Origin of the sequence: Calidifontibacter indicus (assembly GCF_003386865.1) — a bacterium.
In the GTDB taxonomy this organism is placed as follows: domain Bacteria; phylum Actinomycetota; class Actinomycetes; order Actinomycetales; family Dermatophilaceae; genus Yimella; species Yimella indica.
In genome coordinates this window covers 619,121-642,279 of record NZ_QTUA01000001.1, presented here as the reverse complement: position 1 = coordinate 642,279, position 23,159 = coordinate 619,121, and the positions used below count along the sequence as shown (strand labels likewise).

Annotated in this window: 22 protein-coding genes and 1 pseudogene; 9 read left to right on the top strand and 14 right to left on the bottom strand. The window is 68.9% G+C overall.

The window, feature by feature from the left end:
• Positions 1-49 precede the first annotated feature (49 nt).
• Positions 50-1,426 (top strand): aspartate aminotransferase family protein, encoded by a 1,377-nt coding sequence (locus tag DFJ65_RS03020; protein ID WP_115921743.1) that lies wholly within the window; start codon positions 50-52, stop codon positions 1,424-1,426.
• Positions 1,427-1,636: 210 nt separating this feature from the next.
• Here DFJ65_RS03020 and DFJ65_RS03015 read toward each other — a convergent pair whose 3' ends face one another.
• The 7 genes from DFJ65_RS03015 to DFJ65_RS02990 form a co-directional block, all read right to left on the bottom strand.
• A complete protein-coding gene (locus tag DFJ65_RS03015) occupies positions 1,637-2,077 on the bottom strand; it encodes an MmcQ/YjbR family DNA-binding protein (protein WP_115921742.1) in 441 nt (146 codons plus the stop codon).
• Between the two features lie 11 nt (positions 2,078-2,088).
• On the bottom strand, positions 2,089-2,409 hold the full coding sequence (locus DFJ65_RS03010; protein WP_115921741.1) for a GNAT family N-acetyltransferase: 321 nt from the start codon (positions 2,407-2,409) through the stop codon (positions 2,089-2,091).
• Between the two features lie 197 nt (positions 2,410-2,606).
• The gene (locus DFJ65_RS17320; RefSeq protein WP_170143969.1) at positions 2,607-2,765 is read right to left on the bottom strand and encodes a hypothetical protein; all 159 of its coding nucleotides are present in this window, start codon (positions 2,763-2,765) and stop codon (positions 2,607-2,609) included.
• 147 nt (positions 2,766-2,912) lie between these two features.
• Positions 2,913-3,239 (bottom strand): tetratricopeptide repeat protein, encoded by a 327-nt coding sequence (locus DFJ65_RS03005; protein ID WP_115921740.1) that lies wholly within the window; start codon positions 3,237-3,239, stop codon positions 2,913-2,915.
• 30 nt (positions 3,240-3,269) lie between these two features.
• Entirely contained in the window at positions 3,270-3,884 is a 615-nt protein-coding gene (locus tag DFJ65_RS03000; protein ID WP_115921739.1) for an FMN reductase, read from the bottom strand.
• A gap of 17 nt (positions 3,885-3,901) precedes the next feature.
• On the bottom strand, positions 3,902-5,020 hold the full coding sequence (locus DFJ65_RS02995; protein ID WP_115921738.1) for an LLM class flavin-dependent oxidoreductase: 1,119 nt from the start codon (positions 5,018-5,020) through the stop codon (positions 3,902-3,904).
• A gap of 129 nt (positions 5,021-5,149) precedes the next feature.
• Positions 5,150-6,511: a dihydrolipoyl dehydrogenase family protein gene (locus tag DFJ65_RS02990; RefSeq protein ID WP_115921737.1), complete on the bottom strand. Its 1,362-nt coding sequence runs from the start codon at positions 6,509-6,511 to the stop codon at positions 5,150-5,152.
• A gap of 64 nt (positions 6,512-6,575) precedes the next feature.
• On the opposite strand from DFJ65_RS02990, the gene lplAB reads away from it, so the two are divergent.
• Positions 6,576-7,640 carry a lipoate-protein ligase LplAB gene (gene lplAB, locus DFJ65_RS02985; RefSeq protein WP_115921736.1) on the top strand — a complete coding sequence of 355 codons (1,065 nt, stop codon included), beginning with the start codon at positions 6,576-6,578 and terminating at the stop codon, positions 7,638-7,640.
• A 79-nt stretch (positions 7,641-7,719) separates the two neighbouring features.
• On the opposite strand, the gene DFJ65_RS02980 is transcribed toward lplAB, so the two are convergent.
• Entirely contained in the window at positions 7,720-8,430 is a 711-nt protein-coding gene (locus DFJ65_RS02980) for an LLM class flavin-dependent oxidoreductase (protein ID WP_211308352.1), read from the bottom strand.
• 148 nt (positions 8,431-8,578) lie between these two features.
• Between DFJ65_RS02980 and DFJ65_RS02975 the strand changes: the two are divergent.
• Positions 8,579-8,869, top strand: a pseudogene (locus DFJ65_RS02975) (D-serine/D-alanine/glycine transporter); the annotation flags it as partial.
• A 217-nt stretch (positions 8,870-9,086) separates the two neighbouring features.
• On the opposite strand, the gene DFJ65_RS02970 reads toward DFJ65_RS02975, so the two are convergent.
• Positions 9,087-10,094 (bottom strand): NADP-dependent oxidoreductase, encoded by a 1,008-nt coding sequence (locus DFJ65_RS02970; protein WP_115921734.1) that lies wholly within the window; start codon positions 10,092-10,094, stop codon positions 9,087-9,089.
• Positions 10,095-10,189: 95 nt separating this feature from the next.
• Here DFJ65_RS02970 and DFJ65_RS02965 point away from each other — a divergent pair, with 95 nt between their 5' ends.
• From DFJ65_RS02965 to DFJ65_RS02945, 5 genes are all read left to right on the top strand, one after another.
• Entirely contained in the window at positions 10,190-11,137 is a 948-nt protein-coding gene (locus DFJ65_RS02965; RefSeq protein ID WP_245949955.1) for a 1-phosphofructokinase family hexose kinase, read from the top strand.
• A gap of 7 nt (positions 11,138-11,144) precedes the next feature.
• Complete coding sequence (gene surE, locus DFJ65_RS02960) at positions 11,145-11,972, top strand: 5'/3'-nucleotidase SurE (protein ID WP_115921732.1); 828 nt, start codon at positions 11,145-11,147, stop codon at positions 11,970-11,972.
• A gap of 47 nt (positions 11,973-12,019) precedes the next feature.
• Positions 12,020-13,108 (top strand): WD40/YVTN/BNR-like repeat-containing protein, encoded by a 1,089-nt coding sequence (locus DFJ65_RS02955; RefSeq protein WP_115921731.1) that lies wholly within the window; start codon positions 12,020-12,022, stop codon positions 13,106-13,108.
• Positions 13,109-13,188: 80 nt separating this feature from the next.
• A complete protein-coding gene (locus DFJ65_RS02950; RefSeq protein ID WP_115921730.1) occupies positions 13,189-13,926 on the top strand; it encodes a DUF6891 domain-containing protein in 738 nt (245 codons plus the stop codon).
• A 220-nt stretch (positions 13,927-14,146) separates the two neighbouring features.
• Positions 14,147-15,661 carry a DEAD/DEAH box helicase gene (locus DFJ65_RS02945; RefSeq protein WP_115921729.1) on the top strand — a complete coding sequence of 505 codons (1,515 nt, stop codon included), beginning with the start codon at positions 14,147-14,149 and terminating at the stop codon, positions 15,659-15,661.
• A gap of 236 nt (positions 15,662-15,897) precedes the next feature.
• Here the strand turns inward: DFJ65_RS02945 and DFJ65_RS02935 are convergent, their stop codons facing one another.
• Positions 15,898-16,803: an exodeoxyribonuclease III gene (locus tag DFJ65_RS02935; protein WP_115921728.1), complete on the bottom strand. Its 906-nt coding sequence runs from the start codon at positions 16,801-16,803 to the stop codon at positions 15,898-15,900.
• Positions 16,804-16,876: 73 nt separating this feature from the next.
• Positions 16,877-17,299, bottom strand: a complete 423-nt coding sequence (locus DFJ65_RS02930) for an organic hydroperoxide resistance protein (protein WP_115921727.1) — start codon at positions 17,297-17,299, stop codon at positions 16,877-16,879.
• Positions 17,300-17,428: 129 nt separating this feature from the next.
• Here DFJ65_RS02930 and gdhA point away from each other — a divergent pair, with 129 nt between their 5' ends.
• A complete protein-coding gene (gene gdhA / locus DFJ65_RS02925) occupies positions 17,429-18,769 on the top strand; it encodes an NADP-specific glutamate dehydrogenase (RefSeq protein ID WP_115921726.1) in 1,341 nt (446 codons plus the stop codon).
• A 107-nt stretch (positions 18,770-18,876) separates the two neighbouring features.
• Here gdhA and DFJ65_RS02920 read toward each other — a convergent pair whose 3' ends face one another.
• The 3 genes from DFJ65_RS02920 to DFJ65_RS02910 all read right to left on the bottom strand — a co-directional run bounded on the left by DFJ65_RS02920 (position 18,877) and on the right by DFJ65_RS02910 (position 23,102).
• Positions 18,877-22,086 carry a M6 family metalloprotease domain-containing protein gene (locus DFJ65_RS02920; protein WP_115921725.1) on the bottom strand — a complete coding sequence of 1,070 codons (3,210 nt, stop codon included), beginning with the start codon at positions 22,084-22,086 and terminating at the stop codon, positions 18,877-18,879.
• A gap of 96 nt (positions 22,087-22,182) precedes the next feature.
• Positions 22,183-22,620, bottom strand: coding sequence for a rhodanese-like domain-containing protein (locus DFJ65_RS02915; protein ID WP_211308351.1), 438 nt, complete (start codon positions 22,618-22,620; stop codon positions 22,183-22,185).
• Positions 22,614-23,102 (bottom strand): cysteine dioxygenase, encoded by a 489-nt coding sequence (locus tag DFJ65_RS02910; protein ID WP_170143968.1) that lies wholly within the window; start codon positions 23,100-23,102, stop codon positions 22,614-22,616. The genes DFJ65_RS02915 and DFJ65_RS02910 overlap by 7 nt, the downstream gene beginning before the upstream one ends.
• Between the last annotated feature and the right edge of the window lie 57 nt (positions 23,103-23,159).

Below are 23,159 nucleotides of genomic sequence, written 5' to 3'. Positions count from 1 at the left end.
GCCGACAACACAGCCGCCGATGCCAGGCCGATCGGCTGGAGAAACTGACATGCCTGTAGAGATCAATCCGCAACGGATCGCCGAACTCACCGAGATCGAGGCGGCCAAGCTCGACAAGAAGACGTCCAAGTCGAAGGACATGTACGAGCGCGCCAGCGTGCACCTGTCCGGCGGTGTCGCGTCGTCCTACCAGCTGCGTGACCCGTGGCCGATCTACCTCGAGGGCGGCCAGGGGCCCAAGGTCTGGGACGTCGACGGCAACGAGATGTGGGACTTCCACAACGGCTTCGGGTCGATGGTGCAGGGTCACGCGCACCCGATCATCGGCAAGGCCATCGCAGAGCGCTACCCCAAGGGCACCCACTTCGCCGCCCCCACCGAAGACGCGATCGTCGTCGGTGACGAGCTGGCCCGCCGCTGGAACCTGCCTAAGTGGCGCTACACCAACTCCGGTTCCGAGTCGACGATGGACGCGATCCGCATCGCCCGCGCCTACGCCGGCCGCGACACCGTGATGAAGATCTTCGGCTCCTACCACGGCCACCACGACACCGTCATGGTCTCGATCGGCGTGCCCTACGGCGAGATCGGCGACAAGGACAACCTGAAGTCGCTGCCCTACGGCGCCGGCATCCCGGACGCCACGGTGCAGATGACCGTCGCGGTGCCGTTCAACGACGCCGAGGCGATGGAGCGCCGCATCATCGCCCTCGACAAGGAGGGCCGCAAGCCCGCCTGCGTGATCATGGAAGCCGCCATGATGAACCTCGGCGTCGTGCTCCCCGAGCCCGGCTACCTCGAGGCCGTCCGCGAGATCACCAAGAAGCACGGCATCGTGCTGATCTTCGACGAGGTCAAGACCGGTCTGCAGGTCGCCGCCGGTGGCGCCACCGAGCGCTTCGGCGTGCTGCCCGACATGGTCACCCTCGCCAAGGGTCTCGGCGCCGGTCTGCCCACCGGTGCGATCGGTGGCTCCGAAGAGGTCATGTCCGTCGTCGAGGACGGCACCGTCTACCAGGTCGGCACCTACAACGGAAACCCCCTCGGTGTCGCCGCGATGCGCGCCAACCTGCTCGAGGTGCTGACCCCCGACGCCTACAAGCACCTCGGCCACCTCAACGACCGCATCGTCGGTGGCTGCCAGGACGTCGTCGACAAGTACGACCTGCCCGGCTACGCCGTCGGCATCGGCTCCAAGGGTTGCGTCACGTTCTCCCCCGAGAAGGTCGTCGACTACGCCAGCTACAAGGCCCACCAGAACGGCCCGCTGGCCGACCTCGCGTGGCTCTACAACATGAACCGCGGCATCTTCATGACCCCGGGTCGTGAGGAGGAATGGACGCTGTCCATTACCCACACCGACGAGGCGATCGACGCGTACGTCTCGGTGTTCGACGAGATGGCCCGCGACCTCACGGTCGGCTGACTCTTCTCAGTTGACGGGGTAGTGCAAACCGCGGATTGGGGCCGCTCGAAGTAGTGCAAACCGCGGATTAGGTCCGCTCGAAGTAGAGCAAACCGCGGTTGGGTCGCTTCCTGTAGTGCAAACCGCGCTCCATAGACCGCGGTTTGCACTACCCGAATCTGCCAATCCGCGGTTTGCACTACCCGACGCCACCCCGATCCCCGGTTGCGGCTACCGCGCGTCGAGCAACGCCACCAGCTTCTTCGGAGCCGTGTTGCAATACGACATGTCGATCAGCTCACCCACCTCGTCCCAGTCGACGCCGTCCGGGTCGTCAGCGCGCAGCTGCGTGCGGCCGGGTTCGCCGAGGTGGTGGGCGAGGTCGAGCACGAGCCACCCGGCGTGGCCGATATACGCCGGCACGTGGAACCGATCGTCCTCGAGCAATGCCGCCCGCTCCTGCTCGTCGGGCAGGAAGCAGAGCGCCCGGTTGAGCCGGGTCGAGTCGTGTTCACCTTTGATGTGCGCCCGCCACGAGGCGAAGGTCTTGCGGTGAAACCAGTTCGGGCTGCCGTGCGACACCCGCTCCTTTGCCTCCGGGAACGTCAGCGCAATCTGCCGCACCCGCGCGAGCAGAGCATCGTCGTCGGCGAACATCGTCGGGTGGGCCATCGAACCGGAGCTCAGTCAGCCGCGGGGGCGGCCTCGCCGTAGACCAGCGGGATGTACTCGGGGTGCTTGGTGATCCACGTCCGCGCGAACGGACACAGCGGCACCACCGCCCGCGAGCCCTCTGCGCGCACCTCGTCCAACGCCTGTCGGACGAGGGTGCTGCCGACACCGTGACCTTCGTACTTCGGTTGCACGACAACGTGTTCCAGCACGACGACGTCCTCGGTGGACGCGTACTCGATGTAGCCGGCCGCGTCGCCGTTGGTCGTGATGGCCTCCCAGCGGTTGCGCACGGGATGGTTGCTGACGGTGACCTCGAGCCGGTCGCTCACGGGGACACTCCTTCTGCGTCGGGTACCTACACCCAACGCTAGATGTGACCGGCGGGTAGGTGGGTCAGGCTACGGATTTGCCACGTCGATTGCGCGGACGCAGCCGGGCGCCGTCGGCACCCGCGTGCAGCCGCATCGAGGTCGGCCCGTCGTCCTGGCAGAACAGGTCGCCGAACTCCAATCGGTGTCGCCGACGCTCACGGCGCCGGCATCGAGCAGCCCCCGTGCTCGACCTTGGAATCGAGCTCGAGGATGACCTGCGCGTCGGGCGCTAGGTCAAGTTGCGCGCCGAGCAGCGGGCCGTAGTGGTCGAGGAAGCACCACGCCCCGACGAGCGACCACCGCTCCCCTCGCAAACACTGCACATGCAAACTGGCACTGCTGCTGCAGCAGCAGTGCCTGTTTCGTGGTGCAGCACCTGCGAGGGGAGGTGCAGTGTTTGCGGACGGTGCGGGGCGAGGTGCTGCGGGGCGGAGATGCCCCGGGACGCCGCGCCTCGACGGTCAGACCGTCGAGATCCCGAACGCCTCGGCGCGTCGCAGATAGCCCTCGGCCTCCTCGTACCGCCGCTGGCGGTAGAGGGTGCGACCGAGCACGACCACGGCGTAAGCATCGGCGGGGTCCTCGGCAATGATCGCGCGAGCGACCGCCTCGGCCTTGGTCAGCTGGGCCGAGTGGTAGAGCGAGCGCAGGTGCAACTCGCGTACGTCGGCGCGCCCCTTACCTTCGTCGGACGCCAGGATCGCTTCGAGTTCCTTGGCTGCCGGCGCGAACCTGCGCTGCTCGAACAACCGCTGTGCGTACTGGAACCTCTCGAACTCATCGACCATGTCGACCTCCTTCGGTCTTTCGATTGTGGCTCAGCCGATGGAACCCAGGAGCTGATCGAACGGGGTGAAATCTGCGAACTCGTCGACCTTCGGCTTGCGGATGCTGTTGCCCGCCAGCACGGTTCGCAGTTCGCCGGCGGCACGCTCGATGCGGCGCTCCAGGGCGGCTGCGCCCTCACCGCCGAAGTCGGAGGTGGCGGCGTAGACACCGGTCGGCAGCGCGAATGCACCCATGTAGGCGAACAGCGGGCGCAGCGCGTGGTCGATGACCAGCGAGTGCCGCTCGGATCCGCCGGTCGCGCCGAGCAGCACCGGGGTGCCGCGCAGCGTGCCCTCCTCGACCAGGTCGAGGAACGACTTGAACAGGCCCGAGAAGGACGCCTGGAAGGTCGGGGTCACGACGACCAGGGCATCGGCCTCGGTCACCGCGCGTAGGTCGTCGGCCAGCGCGCCGGTCGGGAAACCGGTGAGCAATGCGTCGGCGATCGCGTGGGCGTGTTCACGCACCTCGATGTGATGCACCTCGACCTCGCTGACGTCGGCCCCCAGCAGCTGGGTGCGAGCGGCCTGCGCCAACTGGTCGGCCAGCAACCGCGTCGACGAGGGCGAGCGCAGCCCGGCACTGATGACGACGAGCTCGGTCATCTCTGTCCTCCAGTTAGTTAGTCTCTCGATGGAACAATGGTGGGCTCCGAAGCATTCCGCTCCGCGTGGGCCGCAGCCAACAGCGAGGCGTGCGTCGGAGCGTCCGGCACGTCGGCGGGACGCATCGCGGCGAACTCCTTGCGCAGCACCGGCACGACCTCCTCGCCGAGGATGTCGAGCTGCTCGAGCACGGTCTTCAACGGCAGGCCGGCGTGGTCGATGAGGAACAGCTGACGCTGGTAGTCGCCGACGTACTCGCGGAAGCTCAGCGTGCGCTCGATGACCTCCTGCGGCGAACCCACGGTCAGCGGGGTCTCGCGGGTCATGGTCTCCAGCGACGGGCCGCCGCCGTAGACCGGCGCGTGGTCGAAGTACGGCGTGAACTCGCGCTTGGCGTCCTGGCTGTTCTTGCGCATGAACACCTGGCCGCCGAGGCCGACGATGGCCTGGGCCGCGGTGCCGTGTCCGTAGTGCTCGAACCGGCGGCGATAGAGCTGCACCATCTGCTGGGTGTGCTCCTTCGGCCAGAAGATGTGGTTGGCGAATCCGTCGCCGTAGTAGGCGGCCTGCTCGGCGATCTCGGGGCTGCGGATCGAGCCGTGCCACACGAACGGTGCGATGCCGTCGAGCGGACGCGGGGTGGAGGTGAAGCCCTGCAACGGGGTGCGGTGCTTGCCCTGCCAGTTGACCTGCTCCTCGCGCCACAGCTTGTGCAGCAGGGCGTAGTTCTCGACCGCGAGCTCGATGCCGTCGCGGATGTCGCGGCCGAACCACGGGTACACCGGGCCGGTGTTGCCGCGGCCGAGCATGAGGTCCATGCGGCCGTCGCAGAGGTGCTGCAGGTAGGCGTAGTCCTCGGCGAGGCGCACCGGGTCGTTGGTGGTGATCAGCGTCGTCGACGTGGTGAGCACGATGCGCTCGGTCTGCGCGGCGATGTTCGCGAGCAGGACGGTCGGGTTCGCCGGGGCGATGAACGGCGGGTTGTGGTGCTCGCCCGTGGCGAACACGTCGAGTCCGACCTCTTCGGCCTTCTTCGCGATCGCGACCGTCGCCTTGATGCGCTCGTGCTCGGTCGGGGTGCGGCCGGTCACCGGGTCGGTGGTCACGTCGCCGACGGTGAAGATTCCGAACTGCATGTCTCTCGCTCCCTCGTTCGTTGATCTGTCAACCAATGTAGTGGACGTGTCAACTAATTTCCACTCGGCTTCATTCCCGACGCCATCCCCGCACACGCTGCGGTTGCCGGCACACGCTGCGGGGCGGTTTCAACCGGCGAGTTCGCGCATCTCCCGCGGCAGTTCCTCGAGCAACCGCAGCCACAGCTCGGACGCGGTCGGATAGCTGGGCACGGCGTGCCGCAGCGTGGCGACGGGCACGCGTCCGACGATCGCGATGGTGGCGGCGTGCAGCAGCTCGCCGGCCTGCGGACCGACGAAGGTGGCCGCCTGCACGGTGCGGGTGCTGCGATCGACGGCGAGTTGGGCCCAGCCGGTGACGTCGTCGCGCAGCAGCGCCGAGCCGCCGGCGGCGTTGAACGGCACGCGCACGACCTCGGCGTCGGGCAGCGCCGAGGTGAGCGGACCCACCTGTGCCACTTGCGGATCGGTGAAGACGACCTGCGGCACCGGCACGTCGTCGGGCTCCTTCGCCGGCCCGCCGGCGAGCCGCTCGCCGATCACCCGTGCGCGGTACTTGCCCCAGTGGGTCAACGGCGCCTCGCCGCTCGCGTCACCGACCGCCACCAGCCAGTCGGGCCACTTGGCGGGGTCGGTGCCGAGCCCGCGTTCGTCGAGGCCGAGCTCGGCCAGTCGCGGTCGGCGGCCGACAGCGAGCAGGATCTCGTCGGCCTCGACGGTGTCGTCACCGAGCGTCACCGTGACCACGCCGCCGTGCACCCGTCCGAGTCCGGTGTCGCGGGCGTCGGACCGCGCGCAGCCGGTGACCTTCGCCCCGAGGCGCACGTCGACACCGGCGTCCTGCAGCGCCGCCAGCACGACCTCGGACGCGAACGACTCCTGGTTCGCGAGCAGACGGTCGCCGCGCACGAGCATCGTGACGCGGCTGCCGAGCGCGGCCATCCAGGTGGCGGCCTCGCAGGCGACGACCCCGCCGCCGACGATCACGAGGCGCTCGGGCACCTCCTGCACCCCGGTCGCATCTCGCGATCCCCAGGCGGCGACGTCCGCATACTCCGGCGGCACGACCGGCGTGCTGCCGGTGGCCACCACCACCGCACGCCGGGCGCTCAGCGTGCGGTCGCCGACCCGCACCGTCCGCTCACCGGTCAGGCGTCCTGATCCGCGGACGACCGCGAGCCCGGCGCCCTCGGCCCACTTCACCTGGCCGGAGTCGTCGTAGTTCGACACCCAGTAGTCGCGCCGCTTCAACAGGCCGTCGAGGTCGACGCCGGCGTCGGTCACGCCGTCCAGATGCTTTGTGTCGGAGGCGATCTCGATGGGTCGCAGCAGCGCCTTGCTCGGCATGCACGCGTAGTAGGAGCACTCCCCGCCGAGCAGTTCGCTCTCGACGAGCACCGCGGTGAGGCCGGAGTGCTCGGTGGCGTACTGCGCGACGTTCTCGCCGACGGGGCCGGCGCCGATCACGATGAAGTCGTATTCGTCAGTCATGTCTCGACGCTACGGCCAATCGCAGGGGCGGCATAGGCCGAGCGGTGCGCGCGTTGCACCCGACATGCGTGGTGAATACAAGGTGCCGGGCGGCAAGTTGGTCGCCGTCGATCTCCAGGTGCAGGACGGCCGGTTGGCCCAGGTGCACATCTCGGGTGACTTCTTCCTCGAACCCGAGGAGGCGCTGTTCGACATCGACGCGGCGCTCAACGGGATGCCCACCGATGCCGGTGTCGATCAACTGAGTTCGGCGATCAGCGGAGCCGTCGGCAAGGACACCTCGTTCATCGGGTTCTCCCCCGAGGCCGTCGGCATCGCCGTCCGTCGCGCACTCGGCAAGGCGACCGGCTGGCACGACCACACCTTCGACGTCATCCCGGCCCGCACGATGCACCCGGCGATGCACGTCGCGCTCGACGAGGTCATCGGACGCGAGGTGTCGCGCGGCGAGCGGCCGCCGACCCTGCGCTTCTGGGACTGGGACTCCCCGTTGGTCGTCATCGGGTCGTTCCAGTCGGTGAAGAACGAGATCGATCCGGACGGCGCGGCCAAGCACGGCATCGGCGTGGTGCGGCGAGTGTCGGGCGGCGGCGCGATGTTCATGGAGCCGGGCAACTGCATCACCTACTCGCTCGTCGTGCCGACCTCGTTGGTCGAGGGCCTGAGCTTCGAGCGGTCGTACTCCTTCCTGGACGACTGGGTGATCGAGGCGCTGGCGGAGGTAGGTGTCAACGCCCACTTCGTGCCGTTGAACGACATCGCCAGCGACCAGGGCAAGATCGGCGGCGCCGCGCAGAAGCGGTTCGCGCCGGTCGACGGCGGCACCGGTGCGGTGCTGCACCACGTGACGATGAGCTACGACATCGACGCCGACAAGATGCTCGAGGTGCTCCGCATCGGCCGCGAGAAGATGAGCGACAAGGGCCACCGCTCGGCGAACAAGCGGGTCGACCCGATGCGGTCGCAGACCGGCATGACCCGCGAGGCGATCCTCGACTCGTTCCTCGCCACCTTCGAGAAGCGCTACGCGACAACGCGATCCGAGTACTCCCCGGCCGAGCTGGACGCGGCGCAGAAGCTCGTCGACGAGAAGTTCTCCACACCGGAGTGGACGCACCGCGTGCCGTGACACCGGGCTGACGACATGCGGACGGGGCGGGCCCGGGTATCCGGGCTCGCCCCCGTCCGTCACTGTGCGCGGGAGGTAATCAAGCCGCGATCAGCGGCGCCAGCGTCTCACCCAGGAGGCTGACGCGTCCGGGGATGTGGCCGTTGGCGGGCATGTTGGCGGTGAACCCGTCGACGCCGAGGTCGAGCAGCTTGCGGTAGGTGCCGGCGACCTCCTGCGGTCCGCCGACGATCACGCCGCCACGCCGTCCGCCCAGCTCGGGGGTGCGGGCGATCGCGTCCTCGAGTTCCTGTTCGGCTTGCTCCTTGGTCGGCGCGATCACGCAGCTGGTCTGGTAGCTGACGGTGATCTCGCTGCGGTCGCGGCCGAGCGCTGCGCAGTGGTCGTCGAGCGCCTTGAGTTTGCGGGCCACCTCGTCGGGCGCGCAGATGATGTTCGACTCGTCGGCATACTGCGCCACCATCCGCAGCGTCTTCTTCTCGCCACCGCCGCCGATCATCACCGGGATGCGGCTCAGCGGCGCCGGGCTGTTGACCGCCTCGTGCACGCGGTACCACTTGCCCTCGAGTGACGGCTTCTCGCCGCGCAGCATCGGAAGCACAATGTTCAGCGACTCCTCCAACCGCTCGAAGCGGTCGGTGAAGGTGCCGAATTCGTAACCGAGACAGTCGTGTTCGAGCTCGAACCAGCCGGCACCGATGCCGAGCTGGGCACGTCCGTGGCTCACGACGTCCAAGGCAGTGACGACCTTCGCGAGCAGCGTCGGGTTGCGGTAGGTGTTGCCGCTCACCAGCGCCGACAGCTGGGGAAAGCCTGGGAACCGAACCCGGCGGTACGGGGTGCGGTCGGGCCCACACCGCGCCGATGGATAGCCTGCCGAAGTTCGTCCCGCGGTGTGCGCGCCGGCGGAAAGACCGGCTCACGAAGGGGTTTCATCCATGTCGACGACCGAGTCCGAGAACCATCTCGAACGCGGGCTGTCCAACCGTCACATCCAGCTGATCGCCATCGGCGGCACCATCGGCACCGGGCTTTTCATGGGTTCGGGCAACACCATCAGCAAGGCCGGCCCGTCGGTCATCTTCGTCTACATGATCATCGGCGCGATGCTCTACTTCGTGCTCCGCGCGATGGGCGAGCTGCTGCTGTCGAATCTGGAGTACAAGAGCTTCGCCGACTTCGCCGGCGACATCCTCGGGCCCTGGGCGGCCTACTTCACCGGCTGGACCCGCGGGCAGCAGTATCGGCACCGCCTTCGAGATGATCACGACCGTCTCGTCGATCTGCTCCATGTTCGTCTGGACGATCATCGCCCACGCGCGCGTCCAGGATGGACGACCCGCGCTGACCGACTCCGGCGACCAACCCGGCGGCCGGCTCCAGTGAAAGATCGGTGCTGTCAGAGCAACACCGATCTTTCACTGGAGCCCGCGACAAGGGCGTCGGTCAGAGCGTGACGACCATCTTTCCGGTGTTCGCGCCCTCGAGCAGGTCGATGAACGCCTGCGGGGCGTTGTCCAGACCGGCGCGGGTCGTCTCGTCCCAACTGATCGAACCGTCGGCCAGCCAGGGGCCGACGGTCGCGACGAATTCGTCCTTGAGCGAGGCGTACTTGCCCACGATGAACCCGCGCAGGGTGAGGCGCTTGCCGATCGCGAGCGCCAGGTTGCGCGGGGCCGGGGTCGCCTCGGTGGCGTTGTACTGCGAGATCGCGCCGCACATCGCGACCCGGCCGTCGACGTTGAGGCTGGAGATCGCGGCCTCGAGGTGGTCGCCGCCGACATTGTCGAAGTAGACGTCGATGCCGTCGGGCGCCGCCTGCTTCAACAGATTGCGCACCGGGCCGTCGTGGTAGTCGAAGGCGGCGTCGAAACCGAGTTCGAGCAGGCGCGCGACCTTCTCCGGTGAACCGGCCGAACCGATCACCCGCGAGGCGCCCGACAGCTTCGCGATCTGGCCGACCAGCGAACCGACCGCGCCCGCGGCGCCCGACACGTAGACGATGTCGCCCGGCTTGAACTCGGCGGCGGCCATCAACCCGGCGTACGCGGTGAGGCCGGGCATGCCGAGCACGCCCAGGTAGGCGCTGTCGGAGAAGTCGGACCCTTCGATGCGCGTGGCTCGGTCGGCCGGCAGGACGGCGTGCTCACGCCAGCCGAGCCCGTGCAGCACGCGGTCGCCCTCGGCGAATCCTTCTGCCTTGGAGGCGATCACCGTGCCGACGGCCCCACCGTCGAGCGGCTTGTCGACCTGGAAGGGCGGCACGTACGACTTCACGTCGTTCATCCGTCCGCGCATGTACGGGTCGACCGACATGACGGTGTTGGCCACGAGGATCTCGCCGTCCTGCAACGGCGGCAGGTCGACCTCGACGAGCCGGAAGTTGTCGGGCGTCGGTGCGCCGTTGGGTCGGGAAGCCAGGTGGATCTCACGGGTCTTGCTCGGAATGGTCATGCGATCAGCGTAGGCGCGAGGTGTCGACCGCCGATCATCGAACCACCCATCCAGGTGACGCCTTCAGGTGTCCGATTTCGGTAACCATGGGAGACATGCCGAAGATGCCCCGAATCGCCGTCGTCGCCCCCACCCCGCTCGCGGTGGTCGAGGCCACGGCCGCGCTCACCGAGACGACCCGTAGCGAGCACGACGAGTCGGGCGTGCACATCCATCCGGGAGGCCAGGGCCTGTGGATGGCGCGCATGGCGCGCTCGCTCGGCGCCGAGGTGACCGTCATCGGTCCGTTCGGGGGCGAGCTCGGCCCGCTGGTCGTGACGATGCTGCGCGACCTCGATCTCACCGTCCGACCGGTGCCCTACCCGGCGGGCAACGGCGGCTACATCTACGACCTGCGCGCCGGCGAGCGTCACGTGATCGCGCACATGCCACCCCCACCGCTCAGCCGACATGAGTTCGACGACCTCTACGGCGTTGCGCTGGTCGAGGGCATGGACGCCGATCTCACCGTGATCACCGGCTGTGAGCCGGCCGACGTGCTACCCGCAGAGTTCTTCGAGCGGCTCATCCGCGACATCCGGGCGTCGGGCGGACGGGTCGTGGCCGACCTGTCCGGCGACGCCGCGCTGGCTGCGATCCGGGCCGAGGTGGACGTGCTCAAGATCGCCCATGACGAGCTGCTCGACGCCGACCTGGCCGCCGGCGAGAGCATGCCGAAGCTGGTCGCGGGCGCGCGCAAGCTGATCGACGACGGGGTCGGCGCCGTCGTCGTCTCCCGCGCCGAGAAGCCGGCACTCGTGGTCGACGCCGAGGGGGTGCACGAGTTGATCACACCGCCGGTCAGCACGCACGAGCATCGCGGGGCCGGCGACTCCATGACCGCCGGCATCGCTGTCGGCATCGCCCGCGGCGCCGACCTCGTCGATGCGACACGTCTGGGCGCTGCCGCCGGCGCGCTCAACGTCACCCGGGGCGGCCTCGGCACCGGCAACCGCGACACGATCGAGCGCATCGCCGAGCACGTCGAGATCAAGGAGCACTGAGCAGCCGATGCACATTCTCATCACCAACGACGACGGCATCGGGTCGGCCGGGCTCGCAGTGCTCGCACGAGCCGCCCTGCAGCGCGGTCATACCGTGCAGGTGGCGGCCCCGGCGCACGAGTACTCCGGCGCGTCGGCATCCCTTGCCGGCGAGGAAAAGGACGGCAAAATCGTTCTGGTGGAGGCCGATCCGCCCGGCATGCCGCACGACGTCGAATGCGTCGGGGTGCGGGCCGCACCGGGTCTCATCACCTTCCTGGCCTGCTACGGCGCCTTCGGCGACAAACCCGACCTGGTGATGTCGGGGTGCAACCTCGGCGCCAACACCGGCCACGCGACGCTGCATTCGGGCACCGTCGGAGCAGCCCACACCGCGGTGACCCACGACGTGCTGGGGCTGGCCGTCTCGGTCACCTCCGCCGACCCGCAGCACTGGGACACGGTGGAGCGAGTGACCGGCATCGCGCTGGAATGGATCGAGCAGGCCGGATTCAACGGACACGTGCTCAACATCAACGTGCCCGACGTCGCCTGGAAGCAACTGCGCGGACTGCGGGGCGCCCACCTGGCACCGTTCGGCGCCGTGCAGGCCCGCATCGACGACCGGTTCACCGAGGGCCTCGCCGTCACGTACGTCGCCGAGGCGGGCGACGACGAACCCGGCTCCGACCATCACCTGCTCACTCAGGGCTGGGCGACCGCGACCTGGCTACGAGCGCCCGTCGACAACATGCACCTTCCGTTGCCCGAGTTCGTCGGCGCCGCCGACGGATCGGATGTGCAGGAGTACCAACCTGATTCGGCTCGCGTCATGACCACGCGGGAGGCGCAGTGAACCGTCCGACCCTGGACTTACCCGCGCGTTTACGCAACGGTCGGTCAATGCGACGACTCGGACTCGTGACCCTGACCGCCCTCGCCCTCACCGTTCCTCCCTTCGGCGCCACCGCCGATGCCGCGCCGTCCGGCCCGTCGGGCCAGCCGGCCGCCAAGGCGTTCGCGGGCAACTGGAAGCAGAGCGTGCTCGACCCCGACCAGAACTTCCGCGGACTCGCCGCCGTGAGCAGGTCGCAGGCGTGGGTCAGCGGCGAGAGCCTGACCGGGGGCAAGGCCAAGGTCTTCCGCACCACCGACTCGGGCAAGACATGGAAAGACGTCACCCCGCCCGGCACCGAGGGCCTGTCGTTCCGCGACGTCGAGGTCAACGGCAAGGTCGCGCACGTGCTCGCGATCGGGCCCGGCCAGGACTCCCGCATCTACCGCAGCACCGACGGCGGCGCGACCTGGGCCGAGACGTTCCGCAACACCGACGAGGCGGCGTTCTACGACTGCATGGCGTTCTACCCCGGCGGCCAGCGCGGTCTCGCGGTGAGCGACCCGGTCGACGGCAAGCTGCGCATCCTCGCGACCACCGACGCCGGACGCAGCTGGAAGGTGTTGCCCAACGAGGGAATGCCTGCCTCCGACAACGAGTACGGCTTCGCGGCGAGCGGCGACTGCCTGACGACCGTCGGCAACACGGCGTTCCTCATCACCGGCGGGTCGAAGTCGCGCGCGCTGCGCTCCGACGACGGCGGGCTCACCTGGACGGCCAGCGACAACCGCATCCCCGCGGGCGAATCGGCCGGCGGGTTCGCCGGAGACTTCGCCGACCAGCGGCACGGCATCGCCGTCGGCGGCGACTTCGCCGACCCGACCGACGTGCAGGACACCGCCTCCTACACGACCGACGGACGCACCTGGACCGGCGGGATCAGCCTCACCCACGTCGGCGAGGACGTCTCCTTCTTGGGCGGGCCGTGGACGGCGGTCGCGGCCGGCGACTACCGCGGCTCGACCGGCACCAGCCTCACCACCGACGGCGGCCGCACCTGGACGCGGGTGAGCGACCAGGGCTACCACGCGATCGAGTGCCTCCCCGGCGGTGTGTGCTGGGCGGCCGGCAGGAAGGGAGCCGTCGCCCGCGGCTGACGCGGTCGTCAGCGGGAACCATCCGGGGGTAGGCGCCGTCAGCGCCTGTGGACCTCCCCGCACCGAAAGGCAGCTGCACCATGACCGAATGCTCCGACGACGAACTGCGCACCTGCGCGATGGAGCTGGTCCACCCCGGCTTCCTCGACCTCGACGACGCGAAGCAGGCCATCACCGAAATCTGGGAACTGCCCGAGGGTGACCCGCGGGCCACAGCGGTCGTCGACGAGGTGTGGCGCGCCCACTCCGCGACGTTGGCCGCGACTGACAGGCCGAGCCAATACAGCCGGATGGCAGCGGCGTTCAGCGACCTCGGCGAGCGCGGCGTCGTCGCCCGGATGAACTTCACCTGCTGCAACACCTGTGCCGTCAGCGAGATCGATGACGAACGCGAACCGGGCGGCAGCTCGGACTACCCGTTCCAGGAGTGGGGCTATGCCTACTTCCACTCCCAGGACGCCGAGCGACTCGCCGAACTGCCGACGCAGCTCTACATCGGCTTCGGGGTCTTCCCGGGCAGCCCGCAGCTGCCCAAGCCCGAACCCGGGCTCTCCCAGGAGCAGTGGACGCAGCGGCATCTGGCCGCCGATGGCGCGGTGGCACAGCTCGTCGTCGACCGGCTGCGCGCCCACGGGTTGCCGGTCGTCTGGTCGGGCGACCCGCAGCAGAGGATCGTCGTGCCGATCGACGACTGGCGAAAGCCGCTGCCTGACAGCTCCGACTCCTTCGGTGGTGCCGCATTCCAGGATCCCGCCGAAGGTGCGCAGGTTTCGAGCGGGTTCTTCAGCGGCTTGCGCAAGCGCCTGCGCGGGTCGTGACAACCGCGCGTCGGTTTAGCGGTAGGTGGCCGGGCTCACACCGACTCGAATCGTCACAATGACGCCTCTACCCCTAGTATTGATGTAGCGGTCCGCACAGTCTTGCCTCGGTCCGCAGGTGTTTGCGAAGCCCCGAAGCTTCGCCCATACCGCCCCAGCCGGCGCAGACGGTGCGCGCGGGGCGATCCCGGCGAGACGCCGCTCTCGATGGAGATTTTCGTTGTCTGACAACACTTTTGCGCGCTTCGGCGTGCCCACTTCGCTCATCCGTGTCCTGGCTGACCAGGGCATCACCGAGCCCACCCCGATTCAGGCCGCGACGCTGCCCGACTCGCTCGCCGGCCGCGACGTGCTCGGCCGTGGCCGCACCGGCTCCGGCAAGACCTTCGCGTTCCTGCTGCCGGTCGTCGCCCGCCTCGTGGCTTCCCCGACCAAGCGCGCCCCGAAGCGTCCGCGCGCGCTGATCCTCGCCCCGACCCGTGAGCTCGCCGGTCAGATCGAGGCCTCGCTCAAGCCGCTCGCCGCCGTCGCCGGTCTGCGTTCGCACACCGTCTTCGGTGGTGTCGGCCAGAACCCGCAGGCCGCCGCGCTGGCCAAGGGCCTCGACGTGCTCGTCGCCTGCCCCGGCCGCCTGGAAGACCTTGTCTCCCAGGGACTTTGCGACCTCAGCGCGATCGAGATCACCGTGCTCGACGAGGCCGACCACATGGCCGACCTCGGCTTCCTGCCGGTGGTGAAGCGCATCCTCGACAAGACCCCGAAGAACGGTCAGCGACTGCTCTTCTCGGCCACCCTCGACCGTGGCATCGACGTGCTGGTGAAGCGTTACCTGCACGACCCGGTGACCCACCACGCCGACAGCGCGCAGTCGCCGGTCGCCTCGATGGAGCACCACGTGCTGCACGTCGCCAAGGACGACCGCCTGCCGGTGCTCGTCGACCTCACCGCGGCCCCCGGGCGCACGGTCGTCTTCACGCGCACCAAGCACGGCGCGAAGAAGCTCGCGAAGCAGCTTGTCGCACAAGGCGTTCCGGCCGTCGACCTGCACGGCAACCTGAGCCAGAACGCGCGCGTGCGCAACATGGACGCGTTCCACAACGGCACCGTCCGCACGCTGGTCGCGACCGACATCGCGGCCCGCGGCATCCACGTCGACGACGTGTCGCTGGTCGTGCACGCCGACCCGCCGGCCGAGCACAAGGCTTACCTGCACCGTTCGGGCCGCACCGCGCGCGCCGGCGCCGCGGGCACCGTCGTCACGCTGATGCTCGACGAGCAGCGCAAGGACGTCCGCGACCTCACCAAGGCTGCGGGCATCAAGCCGACGACCACCACGGTCGACCCGAAGCACCCGCTGCTGAGCGAGCTCGCCCCCGGCGAGCGCACCTTCGTCGCGCCGAGCGACATCCCGGTCGTCGCCGCCCCGCCGCAGCAGGCGAAGCAGGCCGGCCAGGGCCGTCGCCGCAGTGGCGGCGCGGGCCGGTCGGGTGGCGCGCGATCCGGTGCCGGCGCGCAGAACTCCGGCGGTCAGCGCCAGGGTGGCGGACGCGGACGCGGCGGTTCGTCGAACGGCTCGACCCAGCGTCCGGCCGGTGCCGGGCAGCGTCCGGCCGCCGGCAGCCAGCGCCAGGGCGGACAGCGCCAGGCAGCACAGACCCGCACCCAGCCGGAGGGCCAGGGCGCGCGTCGCTCGCGCGGTCCGCGTCGGGCGAGCAGCCCGGCCACCCGCGGCTGACCGGGTCTTCCGGAAGGCCTGACACCGAGCAAGCACGAATCGGTCCACCCACGCGATGCGCGGGTGGGCCGATTCGTTTGTGTCGGAGTGTTACTCGCCGCAGCGGGCGATGTTGAGATCGCCACCGAGGACGTCCTGATAGAACGTCATCGCGTCGCGGGCGGTGTCCTTGAACGAGATGTACGGGTTCAGTGTGGAGGCCGTACGACAAACGTAGAACTCGACACCGACAACCGCTAGAGGTTCGGGAAGTCGTAGTCGACAATCACCGGAGCGTGGTCACTGATGCGGGCATCGCGCGAGGGTTCGCGGTCGACCCAGGCGGCGGTCGCGGTCTTGGCCAGCTTCGGGGAGGCGAGGTGGTAGTCGATGCGCCAGCCGACGTTCTTGTCGAAGGCCTGACCCATCCACGACCACCACGAATACGGTCCGTCGGTGTCGGGGTGCTTCGCGCGCAGCACGTCGACGAGGGTGCGCGGCGAGATCTGCGCGTCGATCCACGCACGCTCCTCCGGCAGGAAGCCCTCGACCTGGTTGCTGCGCCGCCAGTTGGTGAGGTCGTAGCGGGTGTGGCCGATGTTGAGGTCGCCCATCAACAGGAACTCGCGGCCGCCCGCGAGCGCCTCGCGCCGAGCCCGCGACAGTTGCCGGGCGAACGCATCGAGGAAGCGCATCTTGCGCTCGTACTTCGCTCCGCCGTCCGGCGCCTCGCGCATGCGGCCGGGCTTCTGCAGGTGTGCCGGCAGCCCGCCCTTGGGCAGGTAGAGGGAGGCGACGGTCAGCGGTGCGTCGGCGAGATCGACCTCGACGTAACGGCCTTCGTGGGCGAACTCGCGCATGCCGCGGGCGAGCGTCACCTCGCCGACCGGTGCGGCCTGACCGTCGATGCGCACGTGCCCGCTCCAGGTGCGGACGGCGGCCACCGGCTGCCGCGTCAACACGGCGACGCCGTTGCGCCCCTTGTGCCCGCCCTCGTCGTACGCCACGTGGTAGGCGCCGTACACGCCGTCCGGGATGTCGGCCTGCTGGGCCCGAACCTCTTGCAGCGCAACGACATCCGGGTTGGAAGTGGCGAGCCATTGTTCGAAGCCGCGGCGCTGGGCCGCACGGATCCCGTTGACGTTGTAACTCGCGATGCGCACCGGGAGACCTTAGGACAGCGGAAAAGTGGCCGCGATAGCGACCACTTTCCCTGACTACGGCTGTGGAGCCGGCTCAGTCCTCGACGGCGGTGACCGTCACGGGGATGTTGCCGCGGGTGGCGTTGGAGTAGGGGCACACCTGGTGGGCCTTGTCGGCGAGCTCCTGCGCCTGCGCGAGCTCGACGCCCGGGATGACGACCTCGAGCTCCACGGCGAGACCGAAGCCGCCGCCGTCGACCTTGCCGATGCTGACCTTCGCACCGACGGCGGAGTTGGACAGGTCGGCGCCGGTGCCGGCGGCCACCTTCTTCAGCGCGCCGTGGAAGCAGGCGGCGTAGCCGGCCGCGAAGAGGTCCTCCGGGTTGGCCGCGCCACCGGGGCCGCCCATGCCCTCGGGCACCTTGAGGTCGAGGTCGATGTAGCCGTCGGTGGTCTTGGTGTGACCGTTGCGTCCGTCGCCGGTGGCGAGCGCCTCGGCGGTGTAGAGAGTTTCCATGCGAAGTCCTCCTGGGTTCGGGGTCTTTCCTCCTGCACGCTACGCCCCGGCACCCACCCGGTCGGACCCCGCGTCCGAAGGATGGACCCGAAGCCCGAACCGGAGCGCCGACCTTGGCAGACTGCGGCTATGAGCCAGCTTCACCCGAACATGCAGCCCCACTTCGATGCGGTCGTCGCCCGCAACCCGGGTGAGGAGGAGTTCCACCAGGCCGTCTACGAGGTGATGCACAGCCTCAACCCGATCGCCGGCAAGCGTCCGGAGTATGCGCAGTGGTCGATCCTGAAGCGGGTGTGCGAGCCGGAGCGGCAGATCATCTTCCGGGTGCCGTGGGTGACAGATGCCGGCGAAGTGGAGATCAACCGCGGCTTCCGGGTGGAGTTCAACTCGGCGCTCGGGCCGTACAAGGGCGGGCTCCGGTTCCACCCCAGCGTCAACCTGTCGATCATCAAGTTCCTCGGGTTCGAGCAGATCTTCAAGAACTCCCTCACCGGCATGCCGATCGGCGGCGGCAAGGGCGGCTCCGACTTCGACCCGAAGGGGCGGTCGGACGCGGAGATCATGCGGTTCTGCCAGTCGTTCATGACCGAGCTCTACCGCCACATCGGCGCCGAGACCGACGTGCCCGCCGGTGACATCGGGGTGGGCGGCCGCGAACTCGGCTACCTGTTCGGCCAGTACAAGCGGATCACCAACCGCTACGAGTCGGGCGTGCTCACCGGCAAGGGCCTGTCGTGGGGCGGCTCGCAGGTGCGCACCGAGGCAACCGGTTACGGCACCGTTTTCTTCACCCAGGAGATGCTCAAGACGCGCGGCGAGAGCTTCGACGGCAAGCGCGTCGTGGTGTCGGGGTCGGGCAATGTCGCGCTGTACGCGATCGAGAAGGTGCAGCAGCTCGGCGGCACGGTGGTCGCCTGCTCCGACTCCGACGGCTATCTGATCGACGACAACGGCCTCGACCTGGCGCAGCTGAAGGACCTCAAGGAAGTGCGCCGCGAACGGCTGTCGGCCTACGTCTCCGACACCGCGCAGCACTCGACGGACGGCTCCATCTGGCAGGTGCCGTGCGACGTCGCGTTGCCGTGTGCGACCCAGAACGAACTGAACGAGGACGACGCAAAGGCGTTGATCGAGAACGGTGTTCAAGCGGTGGCGGAGGGCGCGAACATGCCCTGCACGCCGGGGGCCGTCCGGCTGTTGTTGGACGCCTCGGTGCTCTTCGGCCCGGGCAAGGCCTCGAACGCCGGCGGCGTCGCCACCAGTGCGCTGGAGATGCAGCAGAACGCGAGCCGCGACTCGTGGAGCTTCGAGGACACCGAGGCCCGCCTGCAGCAGATCATGGTCGACATCCACGAGCGCTGCGTGTCGACGGCCGACGAGTTCGGGCTGCCCGGCAACTACGTCGCCGGCGCAAACCTCGCCGGTTACATCAAGGTGGCCGACGCGATGGTCGCGCTCGGGGTGATCTGAGCCGGCGCTTCGGCGTCATGGCCTCGTGACCCGAAGTCGCCGACCCCTGAGCGCTTGCGCGGACAAGCCCAGGGGACGGCGGCCGGCTCTTGTGCGGCCGCCGTCGGTCAGGGGGTCCAGTAGGCGGAGGTGTCGACCGTGACCGGGGTTGCCCCCGAGGCGAACACGGTGATCGTGCCGCCGGTGCCGACCTTCACGATCGCACTGTTCGAGATCGACCCACCCGTGGTGTAGTTCAGATTCGACACCACCGGCCGGGCACCGCCCGTCGGATAGACCGTCAGGTACCCCGCCGTCGACGGGTTCGCCGCAGTCACCGTCACCTGCACCGCCTTCGCGTTCGCCGGCACCCCGGCAACCCCAGCAACCTGCACCGTGAACGACCCACCCGAGGCCACCGCACGGTTGGTCACCAACCGCGTCGGTGTGAACGCCACCGCGTCACCGACGGCCGGCACCCAGCCGTCCAGATCGACAATCAACTCCGTCGACGCCGTCGACCGCAACGTGATCTTCCCGCCCGTGCCGAGCTTGACCACACCCATCCCCGCGATCGTCTGATTCGACCGGTACGACACCGACAACGCCGACGGCACCGCCACCCCCGCCGGGAACGCCGTCACCGACCCTGCACCCGCCGGCCCGACCGTCGTGATGTTCACGACCGCCGCCGACGCGTTCGCCGGCACCCCGTTCGCACCACCGATCGTCAACGTCACCGTGCCACCCGCCGGGATCCGCACCTTCGGTGCACCGATCCCGTACCGCGTATCCAACACCCGCACCGGGGTCACCCCGGTGTACGCCGCACCCGCCGGGTAATACCCCGCGACATCCGCAATCAACTGTGTCCGCGCCGCGGTGTACAACGACACCTTGCCGCCCGTACCGACCTTCGTCACGACCAGGTTCGGAACCGTCTGTCCGGGAACGAAATTCAGGTTCGACGCCGTCGGCCGCACCGCGCCCGTCGGCCACACCGTCACATACCCCGACCCCGGACCCGTCGGCGAGACCGCCGTCACGTTCAACACCACAGCCGACGCACCGGCCGGCACACCACCCACGCCCGTGACCTGCAGATCCACCCGACCACCAGCCGGCACCAACATCTTCGGCGCACCAATCCCATACCGCGTATCCAAAATCCGCGACGGAGCCAACGACACGAACTTCGGCGGGGCGACGACGTCGGGGGTGAACGACCAGCCGAGGTTCAGGACGCCGGCCTCCCCCTGGTAGCCGTCGACCGCGATTCGGTAGGTCGTGCCGCCGATGACCTGCTGGTTGCTCACCCGACTGGTGTAGTCACCGGAGGCGACGTCGTCGCTGTAGGCGATCGTCGTCAGCGCGTTGACCGCGCCACCGGTGTAGATGCCGAGCAGCGTGTCGAAGCTCGACCCGGCGGTCGTGACCGTGAGCTTGCCGGTCGACGGAGCCGTCCAGTTGAACCACACCGATGCCCCGCCGGCCCAGGTCGCGTGCGCCGGCTCACCGGCCTCCTTGGTCGCGTTCGCGGTGGTCTGCGTCCAGGTGCCGCCGGTGACGGGGGTCAGGACGCGTCCGTTCACGAAGTTGTCGTTCGCCGGTGCCACAGGCAGTGTGCCGGCGCCGGTCACGGTCGCGGTCATCGTTGCCGCACAGCCGCCGGTCGCCACCATCGACGCCCCCGACCCCGCTCCCGAGTAGAAGTTGGAGTTGGGCACACTCGTCGCGTTGAACTGGGTGTGTCCGGCGACTGCGTGCCACGGGTCGTCCGCGGAGCCGCGGCTACCCGGGTAAGTGTCCATGTCCTGCGGGCCTCCGGCCTCCTCGACGTCGATCAGGCGCCCGGTGGACACTGCGCCCGCGTTGTTCGTGAAGGTCTCCGCCACGTGATAGACGAGCAGCCCGCACCCCGGCAGGGCGGCATCGAGGCCGGTCGGTTGCCGGTTCTCGACGAGGAAGTACTCCCCCGTGCCACCCATCTCGGCGCCACCTGGGTTGACGCCCAACAGCACGGCTTGGCTGCTCGTGGCGGCTGCACTCAACGACACGCTCCGGCCACTCGTGTTCACCACGGTGGGTGTGATCCAACCCTGGAGATACTTGCTGTAGGCATCGGGCAAGGTCGGCGAATTTCCTTGTTGGCCACCGCCACTGGTGCCCCAACTGCCTGACGCCATCAGGCTCCACGCGCCGATGCCTTCGGTGCGGAAACTGGTGTCGTAGAGGTCGGTCCAGCCGAGGTCGTGGCCGAACTCGTGAGCCATGATGCCGATCGTCGCCATATGCGCTCCGGCCGGATTGGACGCGAGGCAGTGCACCTCACCGAACTGGGTGTAGCCCAGGCGACCGACGATCTTGCCGTCGACGGTCGGCGCGCTCGCCACCGCCCACTTGTGACCCCACACGCTCGGGCTGCACGATGAGGTGCCGCCGTACGACGTCTCGTAGCCGGCGACGATCACCGTGATGTGCAGCTCGCCCGGTGCGATGTAGCCGTCGCCGTTCGTGTCGAACGCGGCGTAGTTGATGAACGGGTCGGCCGCCTGGATCGCGGCGGCGGTGAGGTTCTGGTTGACCGTGCTGGTGTTTCCGGCGGTGTTCGGGTGGTTCATCGGCAGGGTCACCCAACCGATCACCCCGTCGTTCGCCGTGCCGCTGGTCTCGGTGGCCGGCACCAGGTCGAGTTGGTTGAAACTGGCGCCCTTGTAGAACGACCGCACACTGCCGGACGCCCCGAAGAAGTTCTGCGACCACTGCGCCGGGGTGGTGCCCCGGGAGGTGAGGTCGAGGAACTGCGCGAGGATGACGACCGTGCGCTGGTTGCCGGTGAACCCGGCGAACGGCGCCCTGTCGTCGACCGGCGCGGCCACGCGGTCCTTGCTCGGCTTGAGGTCGGTCGACGCGCTCGGCGGCGCCTTGCTCGGCCCGGCCGCCACAGCGCTCGCCGCCGGTTGACCGTTCGCGTCGAGGTGGTCGGCGTAGCGCCAGGTGTTCGAGGAATCCTTGACGACGGTGGCGCCCTTGTCGGTGGTCGTCCAACTGCGCAGGCTGTCGCCGTGGTTGACGAGCGTCAACTTGGTGCCGTCGGGCTGAATCGCCGTGTACGGCGCCGGGTTGACCGGAGCGCCACGCACCGCGCGGGTCGTGGTGCCCTCCTTCTTCGGCCCCTTCACCGGCGTCTTGTTGTCGAGCACCGTGGTGGACGACTGTGCCGATGACTTGGCCGCCGGCGTGCTGCCGAGCGCCGGTGGTTGCACAGCGGCCGCCATCGCGGTCGCCGTGGCGAATGCTGTGCCGAGCGCCAGCAGGCGCCGTCCGATCGATCCCATGTCCCCGATGCCCTTCGATCAAGAGGTTCCCTGCTGTGAGGTTCCTCCTGAGAAGGGCTTTTCGCAGGGGTTTGGGGGAAGTTGGTACGACGGCTGTTACGTGTTTGCTTCGACCGTTGTCGGAACGGCCGTCGCGACGCAGGTCGGCTCCTTCTGCACCCGGCCGCCCACGGCAGCGTAAGCCCGGAAACCGCCGACGAGGTCGGTCGCTCGGTGGAACCCGAGCCGCTGCAGGTCGCGCGCCGCCAGCGACGAGGCGTACCCCTCGTTGCAGACCACGATCACCTCGTCGTCGAGACCGGGTCCATCGGGGATCGAGGCGCCGCTGGTCGGGTCGAGACGCCACTCGAGCACCAGTCGGTCGATGACGACGGCTCCGGGAACGTGCCCTTCGACGGTGCGGGTCTCGCTGGGCCGCACGTCGACGACGAACGCCCCGTCGCGTCGGCGGGCCGCAAGCTCGTCCGGTTGCACCCGGGTCAGGCCTTCGCGCGCGTCGGCGAGCAACCGGTCGATGCCGACGCCGGTCACCACTCGCGGGCCTGGGCGCCGTCCGAGCGCTCGATGCGGTCGAGGGTGACGGTGCGGTTGTCCCAGTTGTAGTAATACATCTCGGTGAGGCGGGGGCTGTACGCGTGGATGGTCACGGCCGGCTCGACGACCTCGTTGCGCACGTCGTGGATCTCTCCCGGACGCACCACCTGCACGACGCCGGGCGAGAACTTGCGCGGCATCAGGCGTCCGAGGTCGTCCACCCGGATCTCGGTGATCGTGCCCTGCACCGCGGCGAAGGCGGCGGTGGCGTCGCCGTGACTGTGCAGGTCGGTCGACTGGAAGGTCTGCCAGGAGATGACCCAGACGTCGACGCCCTCGGGCACCTCGATCTTGGCCCAGTGCCGCTGCGCGCCGGTGAAGTCGACGTGCTGCTCCCAGCAGCTGCGATCGGCGGCAACCCGGCGGACGAGGTCGACCAACTCGGTCTCGGACAACGTGCGGACGGCGGTGGTGGCAGTCATGAGCGAAACCATAACCTTATGTTTTGGTTTTGCCAACCATCGGTAATGCTTGTTGGA